At 62.2% G+C, this 21,935-nt stretch carries 16 protein-coding genes; 14 read left to right on the forward strand and 2 right to left on the reverse strand.

The genetic code is table 11. The features are described from left to right. The first annotated feature begins 77 nt into the window (after nt 1–77). A complete protein-coding gene (locus ACJJV2_RS03365; RefSeq protein ID WP_405278275.1) occupies nt 78–4,130 on the forward strand; it encodes a DNA translocase FtsK 4TM domain-containing protein in 4,053 nt (1,350 codons plus the stop codon). 193 nt (nt 4,131–4,323) lie between these two features. Then, nucleotides 4,324–4,992 carry an outer membrane lipoprotein chaperone LolA gene (gene lolA / locus ACJJV2_RS03370; RefSeq protein ID WP_054555615.1) on the forward strand — a complete coding sequence of 223 codons (669 nt, stop codon included), beginning with the start codon at nt 4,324–4,326 and terminating at the stop codon, nt 4,990–4,992. A gap of 131 nt (nt 4,993–5,123) precedes the next feature. On the opposite strand, the gene ACJJV2_RS03375 is transcribed toward lolA, so the two are convergent. Beyond that, on the reverse strand, nt 5,124–6,491 hold the full coding sequence (locus ACJJV2_RS03375; RefSeq protein ID WP_405278278.1) for a replication-associated recombination protein A: 1,368 nt from the start codon (nt 6,489–6,491) through the stop codon (nt 5,124–5,126). Nucleotides 6,492–6,803: 312 nt separating this feature from the next. Here ACJJV2_RS03375 and ACJJV2_RS03380 point away from each other — a divergent pair, with 312 nt between their 5' ends. The 12 genes from ACJJV2_RS03380 (at nt 6,804) to ACJJV2_RS03435 (ending at nt 20,962) form a co-directional block, all read left to right on the forward strand. Further along, nucleotides 6,804–7,352 carry a hemerythrin domain-containing protein gene (locus ACJJV2_RS03380; RefSeq protein WP_405278280.1) on the forward strand — a complete coding sequence of 183 codons (549 nt, stop codon included), beginning with the start codon at nt 6,804–6,806 and terminating at the stop codon, nt 7,350–7,352. 252 nt (nt 7,353–7,604) lie between these two features. Then, the gene (locus tag ACJJV2_RS03385) at nt 7,605–9,158 is read left to right on the forward strand and encodes an NAD-dependent succinate-semialdehyde dehydrogenase (protein WP_084589215.1); all 1,554 of its coding nucleotides are present in this window, start codon (nt 7,605–7,607) and stop codon (nt 9,156–9,158) included. A gap of 99 nt (nt 9,159–9,257) precedes the next feature. Then, on the forward strand, nt 9,258–10,718 hold the full coding sequence (locus ACJJV2_RS03390) for an aminotransferase (RefSeq protein WP_405278282.1): 1,461 nt from the start codon (nt 9,258–9,260) through the stop codon (nt 10,716–10,718). Between the two features lie 3 nt (nt 10,719–10,721). After that, nucleotides 10,722–11,831 carry a pyridoxal-phosphate dependent enzyme gene (locus tag ACJJV2_RS03395; protein ID WP_405278284.1) on the forward strand — a complete coding sequence of 370 codons (1,110 nt, stop codon included), beginning with the start codon at nt 10,722–10,724 and terminating at the stop codon, nt 11,829–11,831. 58 nt (nt 11,832–11,889) lie between these two features. Then, nucleotides 11,890–12,903: a cyclodeaminase gene (locus ACJJV2_RS03400; RefSeq protein ID WP_405278286.1), complete on the forward strand. Its 1,014-nt coding sequence runs from the start codon at nt 11,890–11,892 to the stop codon at nt 12,901–12,903. A 134-nt stretch (nt 12,904–13,037) separates the two neighbouring features. Continuing rightward, nucleotides 13,038–13,898 (forward strand): HAD family hydrolase, encoded by an 861-nt coding sequence (locus tag ACJJV2_RS03405; protein ID WP_405278288.1) that lies wholly within the window; start codon nt 13,038–13,040, stop codon nt 13,896–13,898. A 6-nt stretch (nt 13,899–13,904) separates the two neighbouring features. Continuing rightward, a complete protein-coding gene (locus ACJJV2_RS03410; protein WP_405278290.1) occupies nt 13,905–14,960 on the forward strand; it encodes a DMT family transporter in 1,056 nt (351 codons plus the stop codon). A gap of 264 nt (nt 14,961–15,224) precedes the next feature. Beyond that, nucleotides 15,225–16,712, forward strand: a complete 1,488-nt coding sequence (locus ACJJV2_RS03415; protein ID WP_131432610.1) for a SulP family inorganic anion transporter — start codon at nt 15,225–15,227, stop codon at nt 16,710–16,712. 179 nt (nt 16,713–16,891) lie between these two features. Then, entirely contained in the window at nt 16,892–17,782 is an 891-nt protein-coding gene (locus tag ACJJV2_RS03420) for a universal stress protein (RefSeq protein WP_405278292.1), read from the forward strand. Nucleotides 17,783–18,193: 411 nt separating this feature from the next. Further along, nucleotides 18,194–18,550 carry a RidA family protein gene (locus tag ACJJV2_RS03425; protein WP_043331456.1) on the forward strand — a complete coding sequence of 119 codons (357 nt, stop codon included), beginning with the start codon at nt 18,194–18,196 and terminating at the stop codon, nt 18,548–18,550. Between the two features lie 115 nt (nt 18,551–18,665). Next, entirely contained in the window at nt 18,666–19,874 is a 1,209-nt protein-coding gene (locus ACJJV2_RS03430; protein ID WP_405278295.1) for a hypothetical protein, read from the forward strand. A 440-nt stretch (nt 19,875–20,314) separates the two neighbouring features. Then, a complete protein-coding gene (locus ACJJV2_RS03435; RefSeq protein WP_405278296.1) occupies nt 20,315–20,962 on the forward strand; it encodes a hypothetical protein in 648 nt (215 codons plus the stop codon). Here the strand turns inward: ACJJV2_RS03435 and ACJJV2_RS03440 are convergent. After that, complete coding sequence (locus tag ACJJV2_RS03440) at nt 20,951–21,418, reverse strand: hypothetical protein (protein ID WP_405278298.1); 468 nt, start codon at nt 21,416–21,418, stop codon at nt 20,951–20,953. The two genes, ACJJV2_RS03435 and ACJJV2_RS03440, sit on opposite strands and share 12 nt — an antisense overlap. Nucleotides 21,419–21,935 lie beyond the last annotated feature (517 nt).

A 21,935-nucleotide genomic window follows, 5' to 3' on the forward strand; every position in this document is an offset into this window, starting at 1 on the left:
CACTGCCATCGAATGGTTATGATAACCGGCTGAAGGTACATGGAAAATCGCCCACAAGGTGCAAGGGGGATGGCGACTTGACTGCCAAGAGTGCCAGAAAGACAAGTCGGGAACAGGCCAAGCCTGAAACCCGTAGCCGCCGTGCGGCAGCAACACCCAGGAAGCGTGCCCGTCAGAAAGCGGACTCGCCGGGCTTCTTCGCGCGTCTGCGCGGTGCTTCGGCCTCTGAGTCCAGCCCGGCACGCAAGACGCCGCGCGTCTCCGGCAAGCCCGCGAGGAAGGACGCCAGCGGCCAGCCTGCTGCCAAGGCCAGAAACAAGCCGCGCGTGCAGGAAGAGAGCCCTGCAGCCCAGCGCCGCGCCGAGCGTCAGGCCGAACGCGCCGAACGCCAGGCCATCCGCGCCGAGCAGCGTGCGGAGAAGGCAGCGCGACCACCGTCACGCCTGACCACCACCCTGCAGGGCGTCAGCCGTGAAGGTGTGGTCATTCTCATGCTCAGCCTCTGCGTCTTCATGCTGCTGGCGCTGTTCAGCTATGCGCCGACGGACCCCGGCTGGTCCTACAGCGGCCCTGAACTCACGCCCAGCAACTGGATGGGCAGCATCGGCGCCTGGCTGTCAGACGTGCTGTATTCGCTGTTTGGCGGCAGTGCCCTGTGGTGGCCGGCGATGCTGGGCTTCGGTGCCTGGCGTCTGATGCGTCAGCCCAGCACTGAGCTGGTGTGGGACCCGACGACCATCGCGGTGCGCGCTGGCGGGCTGTTCCTGCTGATCATGGCGACCTGCGTCATCGGCGATATCCAGTTCTACAGCCCCGACAGCCAGCTGACCAACGGCGCGGGCGGCATTCTCGGCAAGGGCATCGCCGGGGCACTGACGCCGTTGATCGGCATGGGCGGCACGGTACTGGTCGCGATGGCCAGCTTCCTGTGCGGCTTCACGCTGTTTACCGGCATGTCGTGGCTGACGGTCATGGATGAGCTGGGCAATGGCTGCATGCGGGTGTCCGGCTGGTTCGCCGAGCGCTTCAATAGTCGCCGCGACGACCAGGACGCCTACGATGACGAGGCAGCCTACGCCGAAGAGTCGCTGACGCACGAGGACGGTGAAGAGGATGACTCGGATCGCGACCCGGCCCCCAGACTGAGCTGGTGGCAGCGCCTGCTGCCGGGCCGCCGTGCCCGAGAGGAGGAGTGGGACGAGGACAGCGACGAGATTCTGCTTGGTCGCCGTCAGGAGGCAGACGGCATCGCCGCCGAGCCGCGCGGCCAGCGCCGTGTCGAGCCGTCTCTGGATGGCGGCACCGACGAGGCCATCAGCGCTCGCGATGACTTCGCGGATGACCGCAGTACCGATATCCCGTGGCAGACCGCTGAAACCACGCCTTCCGCCAAGGTGCCGGGCGCTGCCTACACCGAGCGCATGACAGTGCAGAGCGCCAATGTCAGCATCGAAGGGGTTGATCTGGCCGCGGCCCTGAAGACCGCCGTGGCGGCAGAGGCCGCCTCCGCACCGCGTGTCGCGCATGCCGATGTCACGCGCTCCCGTCTGCCGCAAGCCGCTGCCATTGAGGCCGAGCGCCAGCGTCATGCTGACGCCTCAGTCACGACGCAGGCTCCCAAGGCGGCGACGCCAACCCCTGCCGTCGAAGACACGGCATCAGCCTCCGACAGCACGGCTGCCCCTGCTGCTTGGGACGCCGCCTCTGCCTTTGCGCCGACCGCTCGTCACGACACGGCTCGTCATGAGACTGCCCGTCACGAGACGGCGCAAGACGCTCAGGCGCAGAGCGAGGCCGAAGCTCACAAGGCTCCATCTCAGGCACAAGCTCAGGTTCAGGCTCAAGAGCTGGCTCGCGAGCAGGAAGCGCAGCGCTTGGCTGAACAGGAAGCGCAGCGTCTGGCAGAGCAGGAGGCGCAGCGCGAAGCAGAACAGAAAGCACAGCGTGCAGCCGAGCAGCAAGCGGCAGAGCGACAAGCGCAGCTCGAGAAACAGGCGCAGCTTGAGAAAGAGGCACAGCGTGAGCGCGACGCGCAACTTGCGCGCGAGCGCAGCGATGCCGCGCCGGATAGCCGCAATCAGCCGCCGGAGCCCAGGGACGACGATGATGCTCCCCTGCCCGGCAATGGTGGTCAATTCGCGACGGCCGCAGGGCTGGCAGCCGGTGCGGGTGTGATGGCGGCCGGTGTCGCGGCGGCCTCATCCGAGACTCCCGCTCGCAAGGCGGTCGTTTCCTGGGATGATGCCTTCGAACAGCCGACGGGCAGCACGCCGACACCGGCAGACGCGCCTGCGCCGCCGCAGCATGCCCCTGAGCCGCGTCAGCCTGCAGCGCCTCATCAACCGGCCGAGCCGGTCGCGCCAGCGGAGCCCGATTCCGTGGCGCCTCAGGCCGAGTATGTGCCGCCTTTCGAGGCGCCGACAGCCACGCCGGAAGCGACCCCCGCTCCGGCCGAGCGCCCCTCCTGGGCCTATGACGGCGATGAGTCCGGCATGGTGCCGGGCGGCGGTCGTCTGGCGATGGCGGAAGATGCACAGGCGGCTGCCAGTGATCCCTCCGGCCCGACCCTGTGGACCGTGGAGCACATGCAGAGTCAGCGCCATGAAGGCGCCGATCACGAGGACGAGCCGGAAGGGGACCTGCCGCAGCTGAGCCTGCTGACGCCGCCGGATGCCCAGAAGCCCAACTACAGCGAAGAAGAACTCGACCAGATGGCCGAGCTGCTGGTAGTGCGTCTGCGCGAGTATGGCGTCAAGGCCGAGGTGGCGGATGTCTGGCCGGGGCCGGTCATCACACGCTTCGAGATTCAGCCGGCGCCGGGCGTCAAGGCGTCCAAGATCTCCAACCTGTCGACGGACCTGGCGCGTTCGCTGCTGGTCAAGAGCGTGCGTGTGGTCGAGGTGATTCCGGGCCGTCCGACGGTCGGCATCGAGATTCCCAACCCCAACCGCGCCATGATTCGCCTGCGTGAAGTGTTCGATTCCGATGCCTATCAGCTGGCGGAATCTCCGGTCACCCTGGCACTGGGTCAGGACATCGGTGGCGCGCCTGTCGTGGCCAACCTCGGCAAGATGCCACACCTGCTGGTCGCCGGTACCACCGGTTCGGGCAAGTCAGTCGGCATCAACTCGATGCTGATCTCGATGCTGCTCAAGGCTACGCCGGACGAAGTGCGCATGATCATGGTCGACCCCAAGATGCTGGAGCTGTCGGTCTATGACGGCATTCCGCACCTGCTGGCGCCGGTGGTGACCGACATGAAGGAGGCCGCCAACGCCCTGCGCTGGTGTGTCGCCGAGATGGAGCGTCGCTACAAGCTGATGGCCGCCATGGGTGTGCGCAACCTGGCCGGCTTCAATGCCAAGATCGATGAAGCCGAGGCACATGGCGCCCAGATCGCTGACCCGCTGTGGGAGCCGCAGCCCTGGGAGATGCATCAGCATCCGCCGGTGCTCGCCAAGCTGCCCTACATCGTGGTGGTGATCGACGAGTTCGCCGACATGTTCATGATCGTCGGCAAGAAGGTCGAGGAGCTGATCGCACGTCTGGCCCAGAAGGCGCGCGCCGCGGGGATTCACCTGATTCTGGCCACCCAGCGTCCGTCGGTGGACGTCGTGACCGGCCTGATCAAGGCCAACATCCCGACGCGCATGGCCTTCCAGGTCTCCTCCAAGATCGACTCGCGCACCATCCTCGATCAGGGCGGCGCCGAGGACCTGCTGGGCCACGGTGACATGCTCTACCTGCCGGCCGGTGCCGGCATGCCGACGCGCGTTCACGGTGCCTTCGTCGATGATGACGAGGTTCACCGTGTGGTCGATGACTGGAAGCGTCGCGGCTCTCCGGAGTACATCGAGGAAATCCTCACCGGTGGCGTGCAGGCGGATGCGTTGGCCGGCCTCGAAGCTGAAGGCGAAGACAGCGATGCCGAGCAGGATGCGCTCTACGATGAGGCCGTGGCCTATGTGGTCGAGTCGCGTCGTGCTTCCATCTCTGCCGTGCAGCGTCGCTTCAAGATCGGGTACAACCGCGCCGCGCGTCTGGTCGAGGCGATGGAGATGGCCGGTGTCGTCTCCGCGATGGGCACCAATGGCTCGCGGGAAGTGATCGCGCCCAACCACAGCGGCTAGTCGCCGCAGGCCTGGTCGCTGAAACACACGAAGGGGAGCTTTTTGCTCCCCTTCGTGTCAAAGACGTCAGATAACAGATCACTGTCAGCAGGCTGTTGGCAGCAATCATCCCGAATCGCTGAAATGATGATGGTCAGGTGCAGGGCCTCGGTGCCGAGGCTTGCCACTGGTCTTCCTCATCGCAAGGAGTTTCATGAAGACATTGTCCCGTTCTTTCGCTTCTTCGTTGACCGCTCGTCTGGCCAAGGGGCTGGGCGCCGCGCTGATGCTGGGCATGGCCGCTCTGCCAGCGCACGCCGAGGAGTCGGCAGGCGATCGCCTGTCGCGCCTGCTGGAGCCGCTCAAGACCTATGCTGCCGACTTCGATCAGCAGATCCTCGATGCCTCCGGTCAGCGTCTGCAGGAAGCCAAGGGCAAGATGTGGCTGTCGCGCCCGGGCAAGTTCCGCTGGAGCGTCGATGCGCCGTACCGTCAGGAAGTGGTGTCGGATGGCAAGGAAGTCTATCTGCATGACCCGGACCTCGAGCAGGTCACCGTGCAGCCGCTGGATGAGCGTGTCACCCATACGCCGGCGCTGTTGCTGTCCGGTCGGGCCAGTGAGTTGACCGCCAACTATGCGGTCAAGCGTCAGCAGCAGGGCGCGCGTGAGACCTTCACGCTGACGCCCAAACAGGCCGATACGCTGTTTGAAAGCCTCAAGCTGACCTTCGACAGCGAGCAGCTCGACATGCTGCAGATGGCGGATTCCACCGGCCAGCGTACGGCGATCGACTTCAGCAACGTGCAGTACAACCCGTCGCTGCAGGATAGCCGTTTCGTGTTCCAGATCCCGCAAGGCGCCGACGTCATTCGCGAGCAGTGATCACGCCCAAGGTGCAGCGAAAATCCTGAATACGCTTGAATAAACAAGAACGCCCGGACCAGATGGTCCGGGCGTTCTTGTTTGTGCCAGTCGCGACTCGGCAGCCATGTGCGCGCAGGTTTCGCCGCTGATCAGCTCTGTCCGGGCGTCTCGCCACGGTCTGCGGCGGCATCCTGCTCGCGGCGCCAGCGCTCTATCTCGGCGAAGCGTTTCTCGCCACCATGCTGGGTCGGGCGATAGAACTGCTGGGTCGGCAGCTCTTCTGGCCAGGCATCGTGGGAGCTGCCGGCCGGATAGCCATTGGGCTCGTTGTGGGCATAGCGATAGCCTTCGCCCATGCCCAGCTCCTTCATCAGCGTAGTCGGGGCATTGCGCAGGTAGACCGGCACTCCGAAGTGGGGCTGCTGGCGCACGAAGGCCTTGGCTTCCTTCCAGGCCACCTCGATGGCATTGCTCTTGGGCGCGATGGCCAAGTGGATCGCCGCATGGGCGATGGCGCGCTGGCCCTCGTAGTCACCGAGGCGCAGATAGGCGTCCCAGGCGGCGATGGTCAGCGGCAGGGCGCGTGGGTCGGCGTTGCCGACATCCTCGGAGGCAATCGCCGTCAGACGCCGCACGACATCGAGCGGATCACCGCCGCCATCCATGAAGCGCGCCATATACAGCAGTGCCGCGTCGGGCCGCGAGGAGCGTATCGACTTGTGGATCGCCGACAGCAGGTCGTAGTAGTCATCGCCCTGCTTGTCGAAGCTGGAGGCCTGATGGCCCAGCACGGCCTCCAGCGAGCTGTCCTCGAGTATCTCGCGCGTTCCCCCCTGGGCATCTGGCTCACGACGCACGAAGTCACAGGCGGTCTCCAGCAGACCGAGGGCACGGCGTGCATCGCCGGAGGCCGAGCGCGCGATGCGGGTCAGCGTCTCGCGGCTGGTTTCGATATGACGCTTGCCGAGGCCGTTGACCTCATCCTGCAGGGCGCGCGTCAGCACCTCGATCAGGTCGTCCGTCTCCAGGGCCTTGAGCACATAGACCCGCGCCCGTGACAGCAAGGCCGAGTTGACCTCAAAGGAGGGGTTCTCGGTGGTCGCGCCGATCAGCGTCAGCAGGCCGGATTCCACATGCGGCAACAGGGCGTCCTGCTGGCTCTTGTTGAGGCGGTGGATCTCATCGAGAAACATCACCGTCTGGCGATCGCTGGCCTGGAAGTGTCTGGCGCGCTCCACCACCTCGCGGATGTCCTTGACGCCGGCCATCACCGCCGAGAGCTGCTCCAGATGCGCATCACAGCCCTTGGCGAGAATCTCGGCCAGCGTCGTCTTGCCGACCCCCGGCGGCCCCCACAGGATCATCGAGCGCACCACGCCGGAGGCCACCATCTGGCGCAGCGGCATGTCAGGCCCGACCAACGCTGTCTGTCCGATGTAGTCATCCAGGGTGCGGGGGCGCATGCGGAAGGCCAGTGGCGCATGGGAATTCGAGGCGGTATCGGCAAAAAGATCCATCGGCGAGTCTGGCTCCGGCAGGCGTGGGGCAGTATTGCGCTCATCATGGCCGATCCTGCAGGCCTGTACAAATCAGCAGGGGCGGCGCGGTCAGTCAGCGGCCTCAGGCCGCGCGTGGCATTGCACCAGACTGTCATGTTGTCCTGACAGCATGACACTCTCATTTAGGCAATCCCACCCAACGTCTAACTGGCGCTCGGGGGATGTGTCCTACACTTCTAGGTGACGACATTGCTACATTCGGTAGCAATGCCCGAGGCGGCAGCGCTGTCTGCCAGCATCGGCCACCTGTTCCGTAAGGAGGAGGAAGTCATGCCCAATGTGACTCAGCTGCGCCAGGACCACGCCAACATGGCCCGTCTGCTGCACGTGCTTTCGCACCGCCACAAGACGCTCGTCAGTGGTGAGCGTCCCGACTTTCGCATGATGCGTGAGGTGGTGGATTACATTCTCGATTACATGCAGGGCTTCATCATTCCGCTGGAGCGTCAATGCACCCAGATGCTGTGCGAACGCTCCGAAGACGCCGCGCCACTCTGTCAGCGCCTCATCCAGCAATATCGCACCCTGCATGAGCGTCTGGACAAGCTGTCCGGCAATCTCGACAGCATCCTGATGGACCAGATCATCCCGATGGACCAGTTCAATGCCGACCTGCGCGAGTATGTGGAGGCACACCGTGACTATCTGCGTGCCGAGCGCCAGGAGCTGTTCCCGCTGATGCGCGACAACCTCAGTGACGAGGAATGGCAGCAGCTGACCGATGCCATCCCGCATGCGCGCACCGAGCTTGAGCGCCTCCAGGAAGCCTACCCGGAACTCTACGCCGAGCTGACCGAGAGTGATGTCGTGACCGCCTGAGCCACGTCGGTCCGATCAGTGACGCTCTGATCCATAACGGTCTAGTCAGGAACTCGCCACACAGAAAGAATCCGCACTTTGCCCGCCACAACAGAAAGAACGCCAAGTCGTTGGCGGGTATTCCGAAAGTCTCCACGTCTCATCTCCCCCACACTGAGGTCATCACATGACGCCCGCCGCGTTTCGGTGGGCGTTGTCTTTGGCGGTGTTCCGCCTTCTCTGATGACGGCCGTGCGGCCCGGGAGACAAGCGATGAGTGCTCAATCTCTTGCACGACAGTGGGCAACTTCCCAGGACGGAGCGACGTCCGAGCCCACCCAGTTCGCCAGCCAAGGCATTGCCCTGGAAGACCCGCGCCTGTTTCGCCAGCTCGCCTACGTGAATGGCTGCTGGGTGCATGGTGAAGGCGGACGCGAGGAGGCGGTCTTCGACCCCGCCACCGGCGAGCGTCTCGGCCAGGTGCCGTGGCTCGAGGAGGCGCAGATCGACGCCGCCATCGCCACCGCCGATGCGGCCCAGCGTGAATGGCGCAAGCTGCGCGTCGACCAGCGCGGCGAGCTGCTGGATGCCTGGTACGACCTCATCCGCGCCCACAAGGAAGACCTGGCCATGCTGATGACGCGTGAGCAGGGCAAGTCGCTCGACGATGGGCGCGGCGAGGTGGAATACGGCGCCAGCTTCGTTCACTGGTTCGCCGAGGAGGGCAATCGTGCCTTCGGCGAGACCATTCCCAGCCATATCCCGAATGCCGCGCTGGGCACCGTGCGTGAGCCTATCGGTGTCGCGGCGCTGATCACGCCATGGAACTTCCCGCTGGCGATGATCACCCGCAAGGCCGCGGCCGCGCTGGCGGCGGGCTGTACGGTGCTGGTCAAGCCGGCCGGCGAGACGCCGTTCTCGGCGCTGGCACTGGCGGAGCTGGCCGAGCGCGCCGGCATTCCCGCCGGTGTCTTCAGCGTCATCACCGGCGAGGCCTCCGAGGTCTCCAGGCAGCTGTGTGACGACCCGCGCGTCGCCGGGCTGTCATTCACCGGCTCCACCCGGGTCGGGCGTCTGCTGCTGAAACAGTGCGCCGACAGCGTCAAGCGCGTCTCGCTGGAGCTGGGCGGCAACGCGCCCTTCATCGTCGGGCCGGACATGGACCCCGAGGAGGCTGCACGCGCCGCCGTCGATGCCAAGTTCCAGACCTCCGGTCAGGACTGCCTCGCGGCCGACCGTATCCTGGTCCACGACAGCCTCTATGAGGACTTCCTGAGCCACTTCGCGCGCATCATGAAGCAGCTCAAGGTCGGCAATGGCCAGGTGAAGGGGATCGACCTTGGCCCGCTGATCCACCGCGACGCCGTCGCCAAGGCGCAGACCATCGTCGATGACGCCGTCGAGCGTGGCGCGCGGCTGATCCACGGCGACCAGAGCATGGCGCCGGGCCCCAACTTCTTCATGCCGGTGCTGCTGGCCGACATCACGCCCGACATGCGCGTCTGGCGCGAGGAAACCTTCTCGCCGGTGGCCGGCATCACCGCCTGGCACGATGAGGAAGAGGTGATCGCGATGGCCAACGACACCGAATACGGCCTCGCCGCCTACGTCTATACCCACGATGTGCGCCGCATCTGGCAACTGATGCGTGGCCTGCGCTTCGGCATGGTCTCGGTCAATTCCGTCAAGATGACCGGCGCGCCAATTCCCTTCGGCGGCGTCAAGCAATCTGGCCTGGGTCGCGAAGGTGGGCGTCAGGGGCTCGAGGAATATCTCGATATCAAGTACTACTGTCTGGGTGGACTGGAAAGCGCCTCCGGAAGTTGAGACGGACATCCTTCACTGTCACATGTCGATCATGGCGACCGGTGGCCATTGAGCATCACCGCCGGTCGATCGCCCCTAGTTGAGCATTCGGAGAGTCACATGAGCACCGATAACACCCTGAGTCAGGCCGCCAGCTTCGACGACGCGACCTCGACCGATGAGCTGATTCGCCGTGATCGCAAGGTCACCTTCCATGCCTCGACCCACCTGCGCGATTACGCCCAGGGCGATGCACCGGGCCGCGTGATCACCGGCGGCGAAGGCATCCGCATCCGAGAGCGTGACGGGCGTGAGCTGATCGACGGCTTCGCCGGCCTCTACTGCGTCAACATCGGTTACGGTCGCACGGAAGTCGCCGATGCCATCCACGAGCAGGCCCTCAAGCTCAGCTACTACCACACCTATGTCGGCCACTCGAACGAGCCGCAGATCGCGCTGTCCGAGAAGATTCTCGAACTGGCCGGCCCCGACATGTCCAGGGTCTATTACGGCATGTCCGGCAGTGATGCCAACGAGACCCAGCTCAAGCTGGTGCGCTATTACCACAACGTGATCGGCAAGCCGGAGAAGAAGAAGGTCATCTCGCGCTGGCGCGGCTATCACGGCTCCGGCATCGCCTCAGGCTCGCTGACCGGGCTGGCGGCCTTCCATGATCACTTCGATCTGCCGATTCCCGGCATCCTGCACACCGAGGCACCGGACTACTACCGCCGTCCCGCCGAGTGCGCCGAGATGAGCGAGCGTGAATTCTCCACCTGGTGCGCCGAGAAGCTCGAGGCGATGATCCAGGCCGAAGGGCCGGAGACCGTCGGCGCCTTCATCGGCGAGCCGGTGCTGGGCACCGGTGGCATCGTGCCGCCGCCGGAGGGCTACTGGGAGGCCATCCAGGCCGTGCTCAAGCGCCACGACATCCTGATGATCTGCGATGAGGTAGTGTGTGGTTTCGGGCGCATCGGCAGCCAGTTCGGCTTCCAGCACTTCGGCATCAAGCCGGACCTGGTCACCATCGCCAAGGGCCTGACCAGCGCCTATCAGCCGCTGTCCGGGGTCATCGTCGGTGACCGCGTGTGGCAGGTGCTGGAGCAGGGCACCGGCGAATTCGGCCCCATCGGCCACGGTTGGACCTACTCCGGCCATGCGCTGGGCGCCGCCGCCGGTGTCGCCAACCTGGAGATCATCCGCCGCGAGCGCCTGGTCGACAACGCCCGCGAGACCGGCGCCTATCTGCAGAACGCCATGCAGGACGCCTTCGCCAATCACCCCATCGTCGGCAATGTGCGGGGCATCGGCCTGCTGGCGGCACTGGAGTTCTCGCCGCAGCCGTCACAGCGCAAGGCGTTCGACTCAGCGCTCAAGGTCGGCCCGCGCATCTCCGCGGCAGCCCTCGAGGAAGGCCTGGTCGCTCGCGCCATGCCGCAGGGCGACATCCTCGGCTTCGCGCCGCCGCTGGTGGTCACGCCTGAGGAAATCGATGACATCGTCGCCCGCGCGCGTCGCGCCGTGGACAAGGTGCATCAGGAGCTTGTCAACAATGGCGATCTCTCTTCCGGTGATCAGTAAGTCATGGCATTGACCTTACCCCCGCTCAAGAGCACACGGGAAACGCCGCTGGCGCTGGCCGATATCTATGCCGCGCGCCAGCGGCTGTTTCATTCATCGATGGCCACGGGTGTCGAACGCACGGCGCTGGTGCCTTCACCGGCGCTGTCGCGACGCTTCGATGCCGAGATTCTGCTCAAGCTGGAGACCCGCCAGCCCACCGGCGCCTTCAAGCTGCGCGGGGCCAGCAATCTGCTGGCCGCCGTGGCGGAGCAGGCCGCCGGGGAGGCCTACGAGCGCCTCCAGCGCGGTGTGACCACCGCCTCCACCGGCAATCATGGTCGCGCACTGGCCTACGCCGCGATGCGCCGTGGCCTCAGGGCGGTCATCTGTCTCTCCGAGCAGGTGCCCGCCAACAAGGTGCGTGCCATCGAGGCGCTGGGTGAGCTGGGCGGTGCCACTGGCGGCAGTGTCGAGGTGCGCCGGGTCGGGCGCAGCCAGGACGAGGCCTTCCACGAGGTCAATCGGCTGGTCGAGGAGGAGGGCATGCTGGCGGTGCCACCCTTCGATGACCCGCTGATCGCGGCTGGTCAGGGCACCATCGGGCTTGAGTTGATGGAAGATTGCCCGCAGCTCGATCAGGTACTGATCGGACTGTCCGGCGGCGGCCTGCTCGGCGGTATCGGGGCGGCGCTCAAGGCGTTTCGCCCCGCGACTCGCGTGCATGGCATCAGCCTCACCGAAGGCGCGGCCATGTGGCACAGCCTGCAGGCGGGCACACCGGTGGAGGTGGAAGAGGTCGCCAGCCTCGCCGATTCGCTGGGCGGCGGCATCGGGCTTGGCAATCACACCACGCTGCCGCTGGTGCGCCGCGTGATGGATGAACACCATCAGGTCAGCGAGCGCGCCATCGCTCGCGCCATGCACCTGCTGCTGGAAGAGGAGAAGCTGCTGGTCGAGGGCGCCGCCGTGGTCGGGCTTGCCGCGCTTGAGGCCTCGCGGCTGGGCGAGACCGACCCGGCGCTGGCCGAGTCGATCCGCGGCCAGCGTGTCGCGCTGATCATCAGCGGCAATGGGGTCAGTCTGGAGACCTTCGATCAGGCCAGAGCGCTGCTGGCGGACGCTCAGCAGTGATTTTTTCGCCCATGGCTCACAGCGTGAGACAGATGACGGCACACCAGGAGGAGGGCGCATGACGGAACCGACTCAAGAAAGCATGCAGACGTATTCCCGTGAGCAGATCGAGCAGGTCGTGGGGCTGGACGCCACGGCACTGGGCACCATTCGCGATGCCTTCATCGCGCTGGGCCAAGGCAAGGTGGTGCAGCCGCCGATCCTGTCGATGGCCATCGAGGAGGCCAACGGCGAGGTGGACGTCAAGACTGCCCACATCCAGGGGCTCAAGCACTTCGCGATCAAGATCAGCCCCGGCTTCTTCAACAATCCCGCCCGCGGCCTGCCAAGCCTCAATGGTTTGATGGTGGTGTTCTCCGCCGAGACGGGACTGGCCAAGGCCCTGCTGGATGACGGCGGCTATCTCACCGCCATTCGCACCGCGCTGGCCGGTGCCGTGGCAGCAGAGGCCCTGTCGCGCCCCGACAGCAAGCGCGTCGCACTGATCGGCGCCGGTGAGCAGGCGAGCCTGCAGCTGGAAGCGCTGCGGCTGGTGCGCGATATCGAGAGTGTCGATGTCTGGGCGCGTGACAAGGAGCGCGGCGAGCGCTTCGCGCGGGACACCGAGCAGCGTCTGGGCCTCACCGTGCGCAGCCATGACAGCCTGCATGCGCTGTGTCAGAACGCCGATATCATCATCACCGCCACGCCGTCTCACACGCCGCTGCTGGAATACTCGATGCTGCCGGAAGGCGTGCATGTCACCGCGATGGGCTCCGACAGCCCCGAGAAGCGCGAGCTGGAAGCCGATGTGCTGACCGATTGCGACTACTTCGTGTGTGACAGCCGCGCCCAGTCGGAAATCAATGGCGAGCTGAAGGGGCTGGATGAAGACCAGGCCAAGGCATGCGAGGTGTACGAGCTGGGCAAGCTGCTGGCCGATGGGCGTCGTCTGCGTGAGGGTGACCAGAACAGCGGTGAACAGACCGATACCGCCACTGATACCCTCATTACGGTGGCAGACCTTACCGGTACCGGCGTGCAGGACACCGCGATTGCCAGCCTGGCGCTCGCTCGACTCGCCCAGCGCTAGCGCCGCACGCAGCGACAGCGGGTCATGAAGGCGCGACGGACTTGCCCAGCGCGGCGCCGCATGCGAGGGTCACGCAGTAACGGCAGGAAGCCGTTGACTCCCTCGTCCACTCGGAGCCTGTCGTGACTCGAACCATGCCCTCACCCTCTGCTGCGCCGCGCGCCCTCAATGCTGCCCCCGGGGTAGAGGTCCGCCGCTCGCCGCTGGCGGATCTCTGTGCCGACTGCGATGCCGTGACGCTGCTGCCACCGCTATCGCCGCCGGGTGAGGGGTATCTGCGCCATTTCTGCCAGCTGGATTCCCCGCTGGCGGTGTTCGATCTCGACGATACCCTGCTCGATGGCGACTGCACCGGCATGTGGATGCGCTGGATGGCCGCCTGTGGCTGGATCGAGGATGTCGATGCCTTCATGGCCATCGGCGAGCGCCACCAGAGCGAGTATCACGCCGGCACCCTGGATATCCACGAGCACACCGGCCATCTGCTCAGCCCGCTCATCGGGCGGCATCGCGATGAGGTGCGGCGTGAAGTCGATGATTTCGTGGAAGAAATGGTGATGCCGCGTCTGCTGGAAGGCGGCATCGCACGGCTGGCCGAACACGGCGAGGCGGGCCATCGCACCCTGATCATCTCTGCCTCCATGCATCATCTGGTCGGCCCCATCGCCAGTCGCCTGACCGCCGATGGCGCGCTGGCCACCCATCCTGCCTTCGATGATCAGGGCCGCTTCACCGGCGAGACCACCGGCATCGTCACCTTCCGCGAAGGCAAGCTGGCGGCGCTGGATGCCTGGCTGGAAGACGCCAGCCAGCTCAAGCGAGCGCCGCAGACGCTGTGGGGCTACTCCGATTCCCACAACGACCTGCCGCTGCTCGAGCGGGTCGATCATCCCCACGCCACCCAGCCGGATGCGCCGCTGCGCCAGTTCGCCGAAGCGCGTGGCTGGCCGGTGGTCGACTGGCGCCAGTCGCACCTGTCCATCGAATCGGACTGAGCGTGCATGAAGCCGTCGACTGACTCCCATCTTTCCCGTGATCACAGCCCGGATGCCAGAGCCCTGCAGGCGCGCGGCGTCGCGCTGACGGCGCTGGGCGTATTGCTGATCTCGCCAGATGCGCTGTTGCTGCGTCTCGCCGATGTCGCCGATGGCCCGCTGGTGTTCTGGCGCGGCCTGCTGACGGCCATCGGCTTCGCGCTGATTCTGCTGCTCACCCAGCGCGGCGGGCCTGCCCAGCGCTTCGCCAGTGCGCTGGCGCGCATGCGTGGCTGCGGGCGCACCGGGCTGTGGGTCGCGCTGCTGTTCACCGGCTCCACGCTGGGCTTCGTGCTCGCCAATCAATACACCCGCGCCGGCAACGTGCTGATCATCCTCGCTGCCAGTCCGCTGTTCGCGGCGCTGATGTCGCGGCTATGGCTGGGCGAGCGCCAGCCGCGCCATGTGTGGGGCGCGATTCTGGTCTCGCTGGCGGGCATCACGCTGTTGGTGATGGACGAGGCGGGCAGCGGTTCGCTGACCGGCAATCTGCTCGCGCTGGGCTGCAGCCTGTCACTGGCGGGCAACTTCACGCTGTGTCGCACGCGCCCGGGCCTCGACATGAGCCCGATGCTGACACTGTCGGGACTTATGACCGCGCTGTGCGGCCTGCTGGCCTGCACATGGTTGGCAGTCTCTGGGGTAGGGGTAGGCGAGGGTGCAGCAGAGGGCCTCGAGAGCGTGATCACCCAGCTATGGCCCTCGCACAGCGCTGATTTCGCCCAGCGCGCCGGCTGGCTGGTGCTGCTGTGTCTGGTGCTCTCGCCGCTGGGCTTCACGCTGATCCAGCGTGGCCCGCTGTACCTGCCGTCCGCCGAGGTGGCGCTGCTGATGCTGCTGGAAAGCGTGTTCGGCATCCTGTGGGTGTGGTGGGTGCTGGACGAGTCGCTGACCGTGCGTGGCTGGGTGGGCGGCGCCATGGTGCTGGGCGCGATGCTGATCAAGAGTCTGATCGACCGCCGCCTGCGTCACCTGCAGGCCACGCGTACGCCTTCTGCGGATGCGTCTGCTGGCGGCAACTGATACAATCCTGCCCATCCCCGAGTTTATTCACTGTCAAATGACAGCCCTCTGGACGCCTCACGGCGACCGGAGCGAATAGCTCATGGCGCGAAGAAAGCCACAGGGCGACCGGAAACGACGGTGACTTCACGACGCGAGCCAGGTGCGAGCGGCACTGCCCCTGACGGCAGTGATGAAGATTGCAACAACCGGACGCCAGACTGACTCGACAGCGCCAGGATTCAGCACGCACACCACCTTCCCCAACCTGTTGCGGACGACTCGATGACAAGCAGCCTCAAACAGCAGTGGCTCTCCAACCTCCGGCCCGACATCCTGTCCGGCCTGGTGGTGGCGTTGGCCCTGATCCCCGAAGCCATCGCCTTTTCCATCATTGCCGGTGTCGACCCCAAGGTCGGCCTGTATGCCTCCTTTTCCATCGCCGTGGTGACCGCCATCGCCGGTGGCCGTCCGGGCATGATCTCCGCCGCCACCGGTGCCATGGCACTGCTGATGGTCGACCTGGTCAAGGACCACGGCCTGGAATACCTGCTGGCCGCCACCGTGCTGACCGGCGTGATCCAGATCATCTTCGGCTACTTCAAGCTCGGCTCGCTGATGCGCTTCGTGTCGCGCTCGGTGGTCACCGGCTTCGTGAATGCGCTGGCGATCCTGATCTTCATGGCCCAGCTGCCGGAGCTGACCAACGTCACCTGGCACGTCTACGCCATGACGGCGGCCGGTCTCGGCATCATCTACCTGCTGCCGCTGGTGCCGAAGGTCGGCAAGCTGCTGCCGTCGCCGCTGGTCTGCATCATCGTGCTCACCATCTTCGCGATGGTCGTCGGTCTGGATATCCGCACCGTCGGCGACATGGGCGAGCTGCCGGACAGCCTGCCGGTGTTCCTGATTCCGGACATCCCCTTCAATCTGGAAACCCTGTGGATCATCCTGCCGTACTCGCTGCCGCTGGCGGTCGTGGGCCTGCTGGAATCCCTGATGACGGCCACCCTGGTCGATGACCTGACCGATACGCCGTCCGACAAGAACCGTGAGTGCAAGGGCCAGGGCGCGGCCAACGTCGTCACCGGCTTCCTCGGCGGCATGGCGGGTTGCGCGATGATCGGCCAGACGATGATCAACGTGAAGTCCGGCGGTCGTACGCGTCTCTCCACCATGGTGGCGGGTGTCGTGCTGCTGATCATGGTCGTGTTCCTCGGCCCGTGGGTCTCGCAGATTCCGATGGCCGCTCTGGTCGCGGTGATGATCATGGTCTCCATCGGCACCTTCTCCTGGCAGTCGATCCGTGACCTCAAGACCCACCCGATGTCCACCAACATCGTCATGCTGGGCACCGTGGCCGTCGTGGTCGCGACCCACAACCTGGCGATCGGCGTGCTGGTCGGCGTGCTGCTCTCGGCGCTGTTCTTCGCCAACAAGATCGGTCAGGTGCTGCATATCGGCAGCGACATGAATGCCGATGGCCGTACCCGCGAATACCGCGTGGTCGGTCAGGTGTTCTTCGCCTCCAGCGAGCAGTTCCAAGCCGGTTTTGACCTCAAGGAGACCGTCGAGCGTGTCGTCATCGACGTCAGCCGTGCGCACTTCTGGGACATCACCGCCATCGGCGCGCTGGACACCGTGGTGGTCAAGTTCCGCCGCGAGGGTACCGAGGTCGAGGTGCGTGGCCTCAACGAAGCCAGCGCCACGCTGGTGGATCGCTTCGCGGTGCATGACAAGCCCGATGCGGTCGAGAAGCTGATGGGTCACTGATCCTGATGGCTCCCCCCGCCTGATCGAGGGCGGGGGCGCCAGCAGCGTGATTGATGCGTAAAGACGGCGGGCAGTCCTTCACGGGCTGCCCGCCGTTTGCGTTGGTGGGGTCGGAAAGTGGTAATCTCGAAACAGGCGCCTGAAGCGCCACCTTGATCGTCAGCATAAGGAAGCACGCCATGAGCCAATCCTCTGCCAGTGCCCTGACAGGCCATGACAAGGTCACCGCCTGCATTGACGGCTCCGCCTTTGCCGTCTCCGTGTGTGATGCCGCCGTATGGGCCAGCAAGCGCCTCTCGGCACCGCTGAGCTTCCTGCATGTGATCGACCGCCAGGAAGGGGCGGGCGAGACCAGCAGTGATCTCTCCGGCAGCATCGGGCTCGGCGCGCGCGAGCACCTGCTGGAAGAGCTCGCCACCCTGGATGAGCAACGCGGGCGTATCGCCCAGGAGCAGGGCCGCCTGATGCTGGAGGCCGCCTACGAGCGCGCCGTGCAGGCGGGTATCGAGGAGCCGCGCCCACGCCAGCGCAATGGAGAGCTGGTCGAGACCCTCGCGGATCTTGAAGACGAGATTCGCCTGCTGGTGATCGGCAAGCGCGGCGAAGGGGCGGAGCAGGCCAGCGAGCACCTCGGTAGCAATCTGGAGCGCGTGATTCGCAGCCTGCATCGTCCGGTGCTGGTGGTGCCGGGCGAGTTCAATCAGCCGACGCGGGTGCTGATCGCCTTCGATTGCAGCACCACCATCAAGCGCGCCGTCGAGGTATTGGCGGCCAGTCCGCTGCTGCAAGGCGTGGAGCTGCATCTGGTGATGGTCGGCGCGGAGTCGGTGGAACATCAGGCCCCGCTGGACGCCGCGCGCGACACCCTCACCGCGGCAGGTTTCAGCGTGCAGGCCAGCTTCAGAGCAGGGGAGGTGGAAGCCTGCCTGCGCGAATATGCCAAGGAGCACGCCATCGACATGCTGGTGATGGGTGCCTACGGCCACTCGCGCATCCGTCAGCTGCTGGTCGGCAGCACCACCACCGAGATGATTCGCAACGCCACGGTGCCGCTGCTGATTCTGCGCTGAGCCGTGTCTGAGTCGCTCAGGCGGCTCTCCGAGCATTGGCTGATGAGCGAGCCGTTTTCATCATTGCCGTGACGCCGCGCTTCCGAAATCTCTCGGGCGCGGCGTCTTGCTGTCTGGCGGGTGTCTTCGTATACCGGCAGTCTTGAGTTCACGCCCGTTTTCCTGCATCACCGGCAGCACGCGTGAAACAACAGGTGTCACCACAAGAGCCACCACAAGAGCCCCCATAACTGAAACCACAGGTTCTTCTGATGCAGGGTAATATTCCCCGCAGGTCGCGTTGCGCCGCTCGCGCGAATCTGGAACGCTGAAGGACTGACCTCACCCTGCTTCGCCAGCGGTCTTTTCTGTATCAGTACCGCTGGGGGCATTTTTCCACTACCCAAGAAGAACAGCACAAGGACACTCTCGATGAACATCCAACGCCATGACACCAAGCCGCGCATGAGCCGCGCCGTGATCCACAACAACACCATCTACCTGTGTGGCCAGGTCGCCGGTCCGGACCATCGCTTCGGGAATATCACGGACCAGGCCAACAGCATGCTCGCGCGTGTCGATGCGCTGCTGGAAGAAGTCGGCACCGACCGCGAGCACCTGCTCTCCGCCACCGTCTATCTCAAGACAATGGACGACTTCAAGACCTTCAACGACATCTGGGACACCTGGGTACCACAAGGCCACGCCCCCGCCCGCGCCTGCGTACAAGCCGCCATGGCCAGCCCGGAACTACTGTGTGAAATTACCGTGGTCGCCGCCGTTAAGTAACTCGCAGTATGATTTTTCTAAGCCCGCCGGGGTTTTCTCTGGCGGGCTTTGTATTTATACCAATAAACATTTAAGTTTGTGTTGTTAACTATATGGATATAGTGAGGTACTTGTAATGATTGGATTTTCTGAAAAAATAGCACAACATCCTGCCCTAAGTAAGGTAGATGAAATTGTCACCACTATTGACGATTTTCAGGAGGATGAAGTAAGTTTAGAAGCGTTACTGTCTTTGCATAGGATTAAACGCATATGCCAAAACTTTAAACACCAAGTAAGTGCTGCTGATACTGAATTGGTATCATTGGCTGCATTAAGTACTATAGATCAAAATTTATTGAAAATTAAGCAAGAACTGGTCAATTTTAAGAAGGCAAGATCGAATGCGCATATAAATGCAGCAGGTGTAGCTGCGGATTCAATTTTATTACACTCCAGAGCGTTCTGGATACCCATAGTAGATTTAGATCTAGAGCAACTCAAAGATTCAATTGCGTCATTTAGAAAGTCGATAGGTCAAAATGCTAGATATGCAGAGAATGAGCTTGCTAGTTTGAGGGCAGAGGTGAAAGATGTTAATGATTCATTAAGAATGGTACGGAAAGAGTTGGAAGAGAATAAAAATCGTGCAGACTCTGTTATAAGTGATTTACAAGCACAGTTTTCTAAGAGCGAAGATAATAGAAGGTCGGAGCATAATCAGTTATTAAAAGTGATGGCTGACGAGCTTGATGATTCCAAAGAAAAGCATACAGTAAACATGAGCTCATTACATAAGGATGTATCTGATAAATTTAATGTGCTCGAAAAAAGTCTAGGTGAAAAAGCTAATGGATATATTTCAGAAATAAAGGAAAATAAAGAGCAGGCAGAAAGTTTAATACATGTTATAGCAAATACAGGTATGGTTGGTGGCTATCAGCGAGTAGCTAATGAGGAGCGTAGTGTTGGTCGGTTCTGGGATGCTGTGACTTTGTTATCCCTGGCAGGTATGGTTGTATTCGCTATGAATGTATTTTCAAGTGTCTTGGAAGAGTTTTCAATTACTTCGTTTATAGCAAAGTTGGGTGTTATATTAACATTTGGTGCTTTGGCGGGTTACAGTTCTAAACAAGCAGAAAAACATCATTCTGTTGAACGTAGGAATAGAAAAGTAGAGCTTGAATTAGCTTCAATTGGTCCTTTCTTGGCGGAGTTGCCTAAAGAGGACCGAAATAGAGTTAAATCTATTGTTGCTGATAGGCTATTTGCGAATGATTTGAGCAATAGTGCTGACGGTCTTAAAGAAATTATAGATGATAAGCACACCAAAGCTCAAGATTAGTTGAAATAAGTATTTAAATATCGCCTTATATCTCACACATTCCTGATAAAACCATTCCATTCGTTCTGTCTCGCTGAGGTGTGATGCTTCCGCGAGGCGTTCGCGTGCGTCTAGGGGCAGCATGGCGATGCGGGCGTCGAGGTCGTGGGCGTGGCGGGGGGTGCGGTATTCGAGGTCCAGCCCGAGCAGGATAATGGAGAAAACTAAGCCAGTTAGCATCACATGGTGGTGATGTGTTTTGTCATCTACTATTAGCAACTAATAGTTAGGTATTAATTTTGTTGAGAGAATGTATAGGTTTATTGATGTAATACACTGTTTTTGGAGTAATGGTTAAGTGTGGTGTTTCTAGATTGATAAGGTTATTTTTTGGCATGGGTCTTGATAGTATTTAATTTTTTGGTAGCGTGAAATTCCAGTTCTAACTTTAATGGTGATTCATGAAATATAAAGATGAAAGTGCGCTTTCAAGGTACAGTGAGCTAGTTAATCCTGTAACAATATTTTTTATTTTCGGATTGTTTATAGGCTTACTTTCTTCCCTGGTTGAGGTGTGTAATCGAGATTCAAGCTATTTATTGAAATTTATACAGGAAGGTGTTGCGCTCAATATCTTTCTGTATATGTGTACTTTTAGTGTTATTATACTTTTGATGATAGATCGTTTGGTGTCGCGTGAAACTCGTTTTATATCCTTCATAAAGACTGGTTTAGAGTCAGCTCTAGATCTTGGTGTAGGCATAGGGGCAGCATCAATATCAGTCATTATTAGTTATAGTCTGGGCGGAATTATTGTGTTTTTGATTTTCGGCGATGAGAAGTTCGATGTTGCAGTTAAGTTGTTGATGCTAGGCATAGGTTACATTATATTGTGGTATTTTGTTGTTTATTTTGGCGGTATTGTTAGACAGAGGATAACCACTTTAGATAATGTCTTGGCTATTGTTGGGTTATTGCTGGTTTTGCTGTCATATATATTTTTCTCACCACAACTTAATGCTTCGTTTAGGCTTGCATTATTGTTTGTAACCCTCGGGTTCGGCATTATTGCAGTAGCGCATTTTATTTTTAAGACATTACAAAAATAACCTCTTTATATGTTGGGCTGATTTGCAAGTTCTAACTAGTATGCACATAAATTGACTAGCTTTTATAAATCCTTCATACCTCACCCATTCCCGATAAAACCCGTCCAGTCGTTCTGTCTCGCTGAGGTGTGATGCCTCAGCGAGGCGTTCGCGTGCGTCCAGGGGCAGCATGGCGATGCGGGTGTTGAGGTCGTGGATGTGGCGGGGGTTGCGGTATTCGAGGTCCAGCCCGAGTGGGAGGGTGGCGAGGCCGACGAGCACATGGCCGTGGCGGTGGGCGATGGAGACGTAAAAGCCAGCCGGTAGCGCAGGGTGGTGGGGCGCCTGGCCACGCGGCGACCAGTCGGCCAGTGGCAGCACAATGCCTTGGGCAGCGGCGAGTTCGCCGAGCAGAAGGCGGGCGAGGTGCGATTCAGCTTCACGTTGCTGGCGACGGCGGGCCTTGGCAGATGACACGGGGGTGTCCGCGTTATCCACATCCGGCTGGCGAGCGCGCATCGCGCGACGGCGGGAAGTCTCAGTCGAGGAATTGATAGAGGGAGCAGCCGAATCAGCACAAAACGCAGGCAGCACACACGCCTCGGCCAGCCACAGGCGGGCTGGCCGAGAGGATGATGTAGAGCAGAGATTCGGCAAGACACGGGCAGCGCCGCCAGTCGCAGACGCCAGTGAAGCGGCGAGGGCGTGGGGATCATGCGAGATCAGCGGCTCGGTGCTTGGCGGTTCGACACTCAGCGGCTCGGCACTCAGCGGCTCAAGGCTTGGCGAACCACTGCTCAGCGAATCAGTGTTCAGCGAACCAGAGCTCAGTGAACCAGCGCTCGGCGAACAGGAGTCATCCGCTGCAGCATGCCCCAGCACCACGCAGCGGTAGGCGGGGTGATCGGTCGGGCGCGTCGCTGGCTCGCTTGCCGAGTTATCCTCAACCGGCTCACTTGCCCCGCTCACACCCTCGCCTTGTCTGGCCGTCATG

Origin of the sequence: Cobetia sp. Ld8 (assembly GCF_045066615.1) — a bacterium.
Taxonomy (GTDB): Bacteria; Pseudomonadota; Gammaproteobacteria; order Pseudomonadales; family Halomonadaceae; genus Cobetia; species Cobetia amphilecti.

Bases quoted from the DNA above. Each gene is read 5' to 3' on its own strand.
- lolA (WP_054555615.1), top strand. From the start codon at position 4,324: ATGAAGACATTGTCCCGTTCTTTCGCTTCTTCGTTGACCGCTCGTCTG.
- ACJJV2_RS03375 (WP_405278278.1), bottom strand. From the start codon at position 6,491: ATGGATCTTTTTGCCGATACCGCCTCGAATTCCCATGCGCCACTGGCC.
- ACJJV2_RS03380 (WP_405278280.1), top strand. From the start codon at position 6,804: ATGCCCAATGTGACTCAGCTGCGCCAGGACCACGCCAACATGGCCCGT.
- ACJJV2_RS03385 (WP_084589215.1), top strand. From the start codon at position 7,605: ATGAGTGCTCAATCTCTTGCACGACAGTGGGCAACTTCCCAGGACGGA.
- ACJJV2_RS03390 (WP_405278282.1), top strand. From the start codon at position 9,258: ATGAGCACCGATAACACCCTGAGTCAGGCCGCCAGCTTCGACGACGCG.
- ACJJV2_RS03395 (WP_405278284.1), top strand. From the start codon at position 10,722: ATGGCATTGACCTTACCCCCGCTCAAGAGCACACGGGAAACGCCGCTG.
- ACJJV2_RS03400 (WP_405278286.1), top strand. From the start codon at position 11,890: ATGACGGAACCGACTCAAGAAAGCATGCAGACGTATTCCCGTGAGCAG.
- ACJJV2_RS03405 (WP_405278288.1), top strand. From the start codon at position 13,038: ATGCCCTCACCCTCTGCTGCGCCGCGCGCCCTCAATGCTGCCCCCGGG.
- ACJJV2_RS03410 (WP_405278290.1), top strand. From the start codon at position 13,905: ATGAAGCCGTCGACTGACTCCCATCTTTCCCGTGATCACAGCCCGGAT.
- ACJJV2_RS03415 (WP_131432610.1), top strand. From the start codon at position 15,225: ATGACAAGCAGCCTCAAACAGCAGTGGCTCTCCAACCTCCGGCCCGAC.
- ACJJV2_RS03420 (WP_405278292.1), top strand. From the start codon at position 16,892: ATGAGCCAATCCTCTGCCAGTGCCCTGACAGGCCATGACAAGGTCACC.
- ACJJV2_RS03425 (WP_043331456.1), top strand. From the start codon at position 18,194: ATGAACATCCAACGCCATGACACCAAGCCGCGCATGAGCCGCGCCGTG.
- ACJJV2_RS03430 (WP_405278295.1), top strand. From the start codon at position 18,666: ATGATTGGATTTTCTGAAAAAATAGCACAACATCCTGCCCTAAGTAAG.
- ACJJV2_RS03435 (WP_405278296.1), top strand. From the start codon at position 20,315: ATGAAATATAAAGATGAAAGTGCGCTTTCAAGGTACAGTGAGCTAGTT.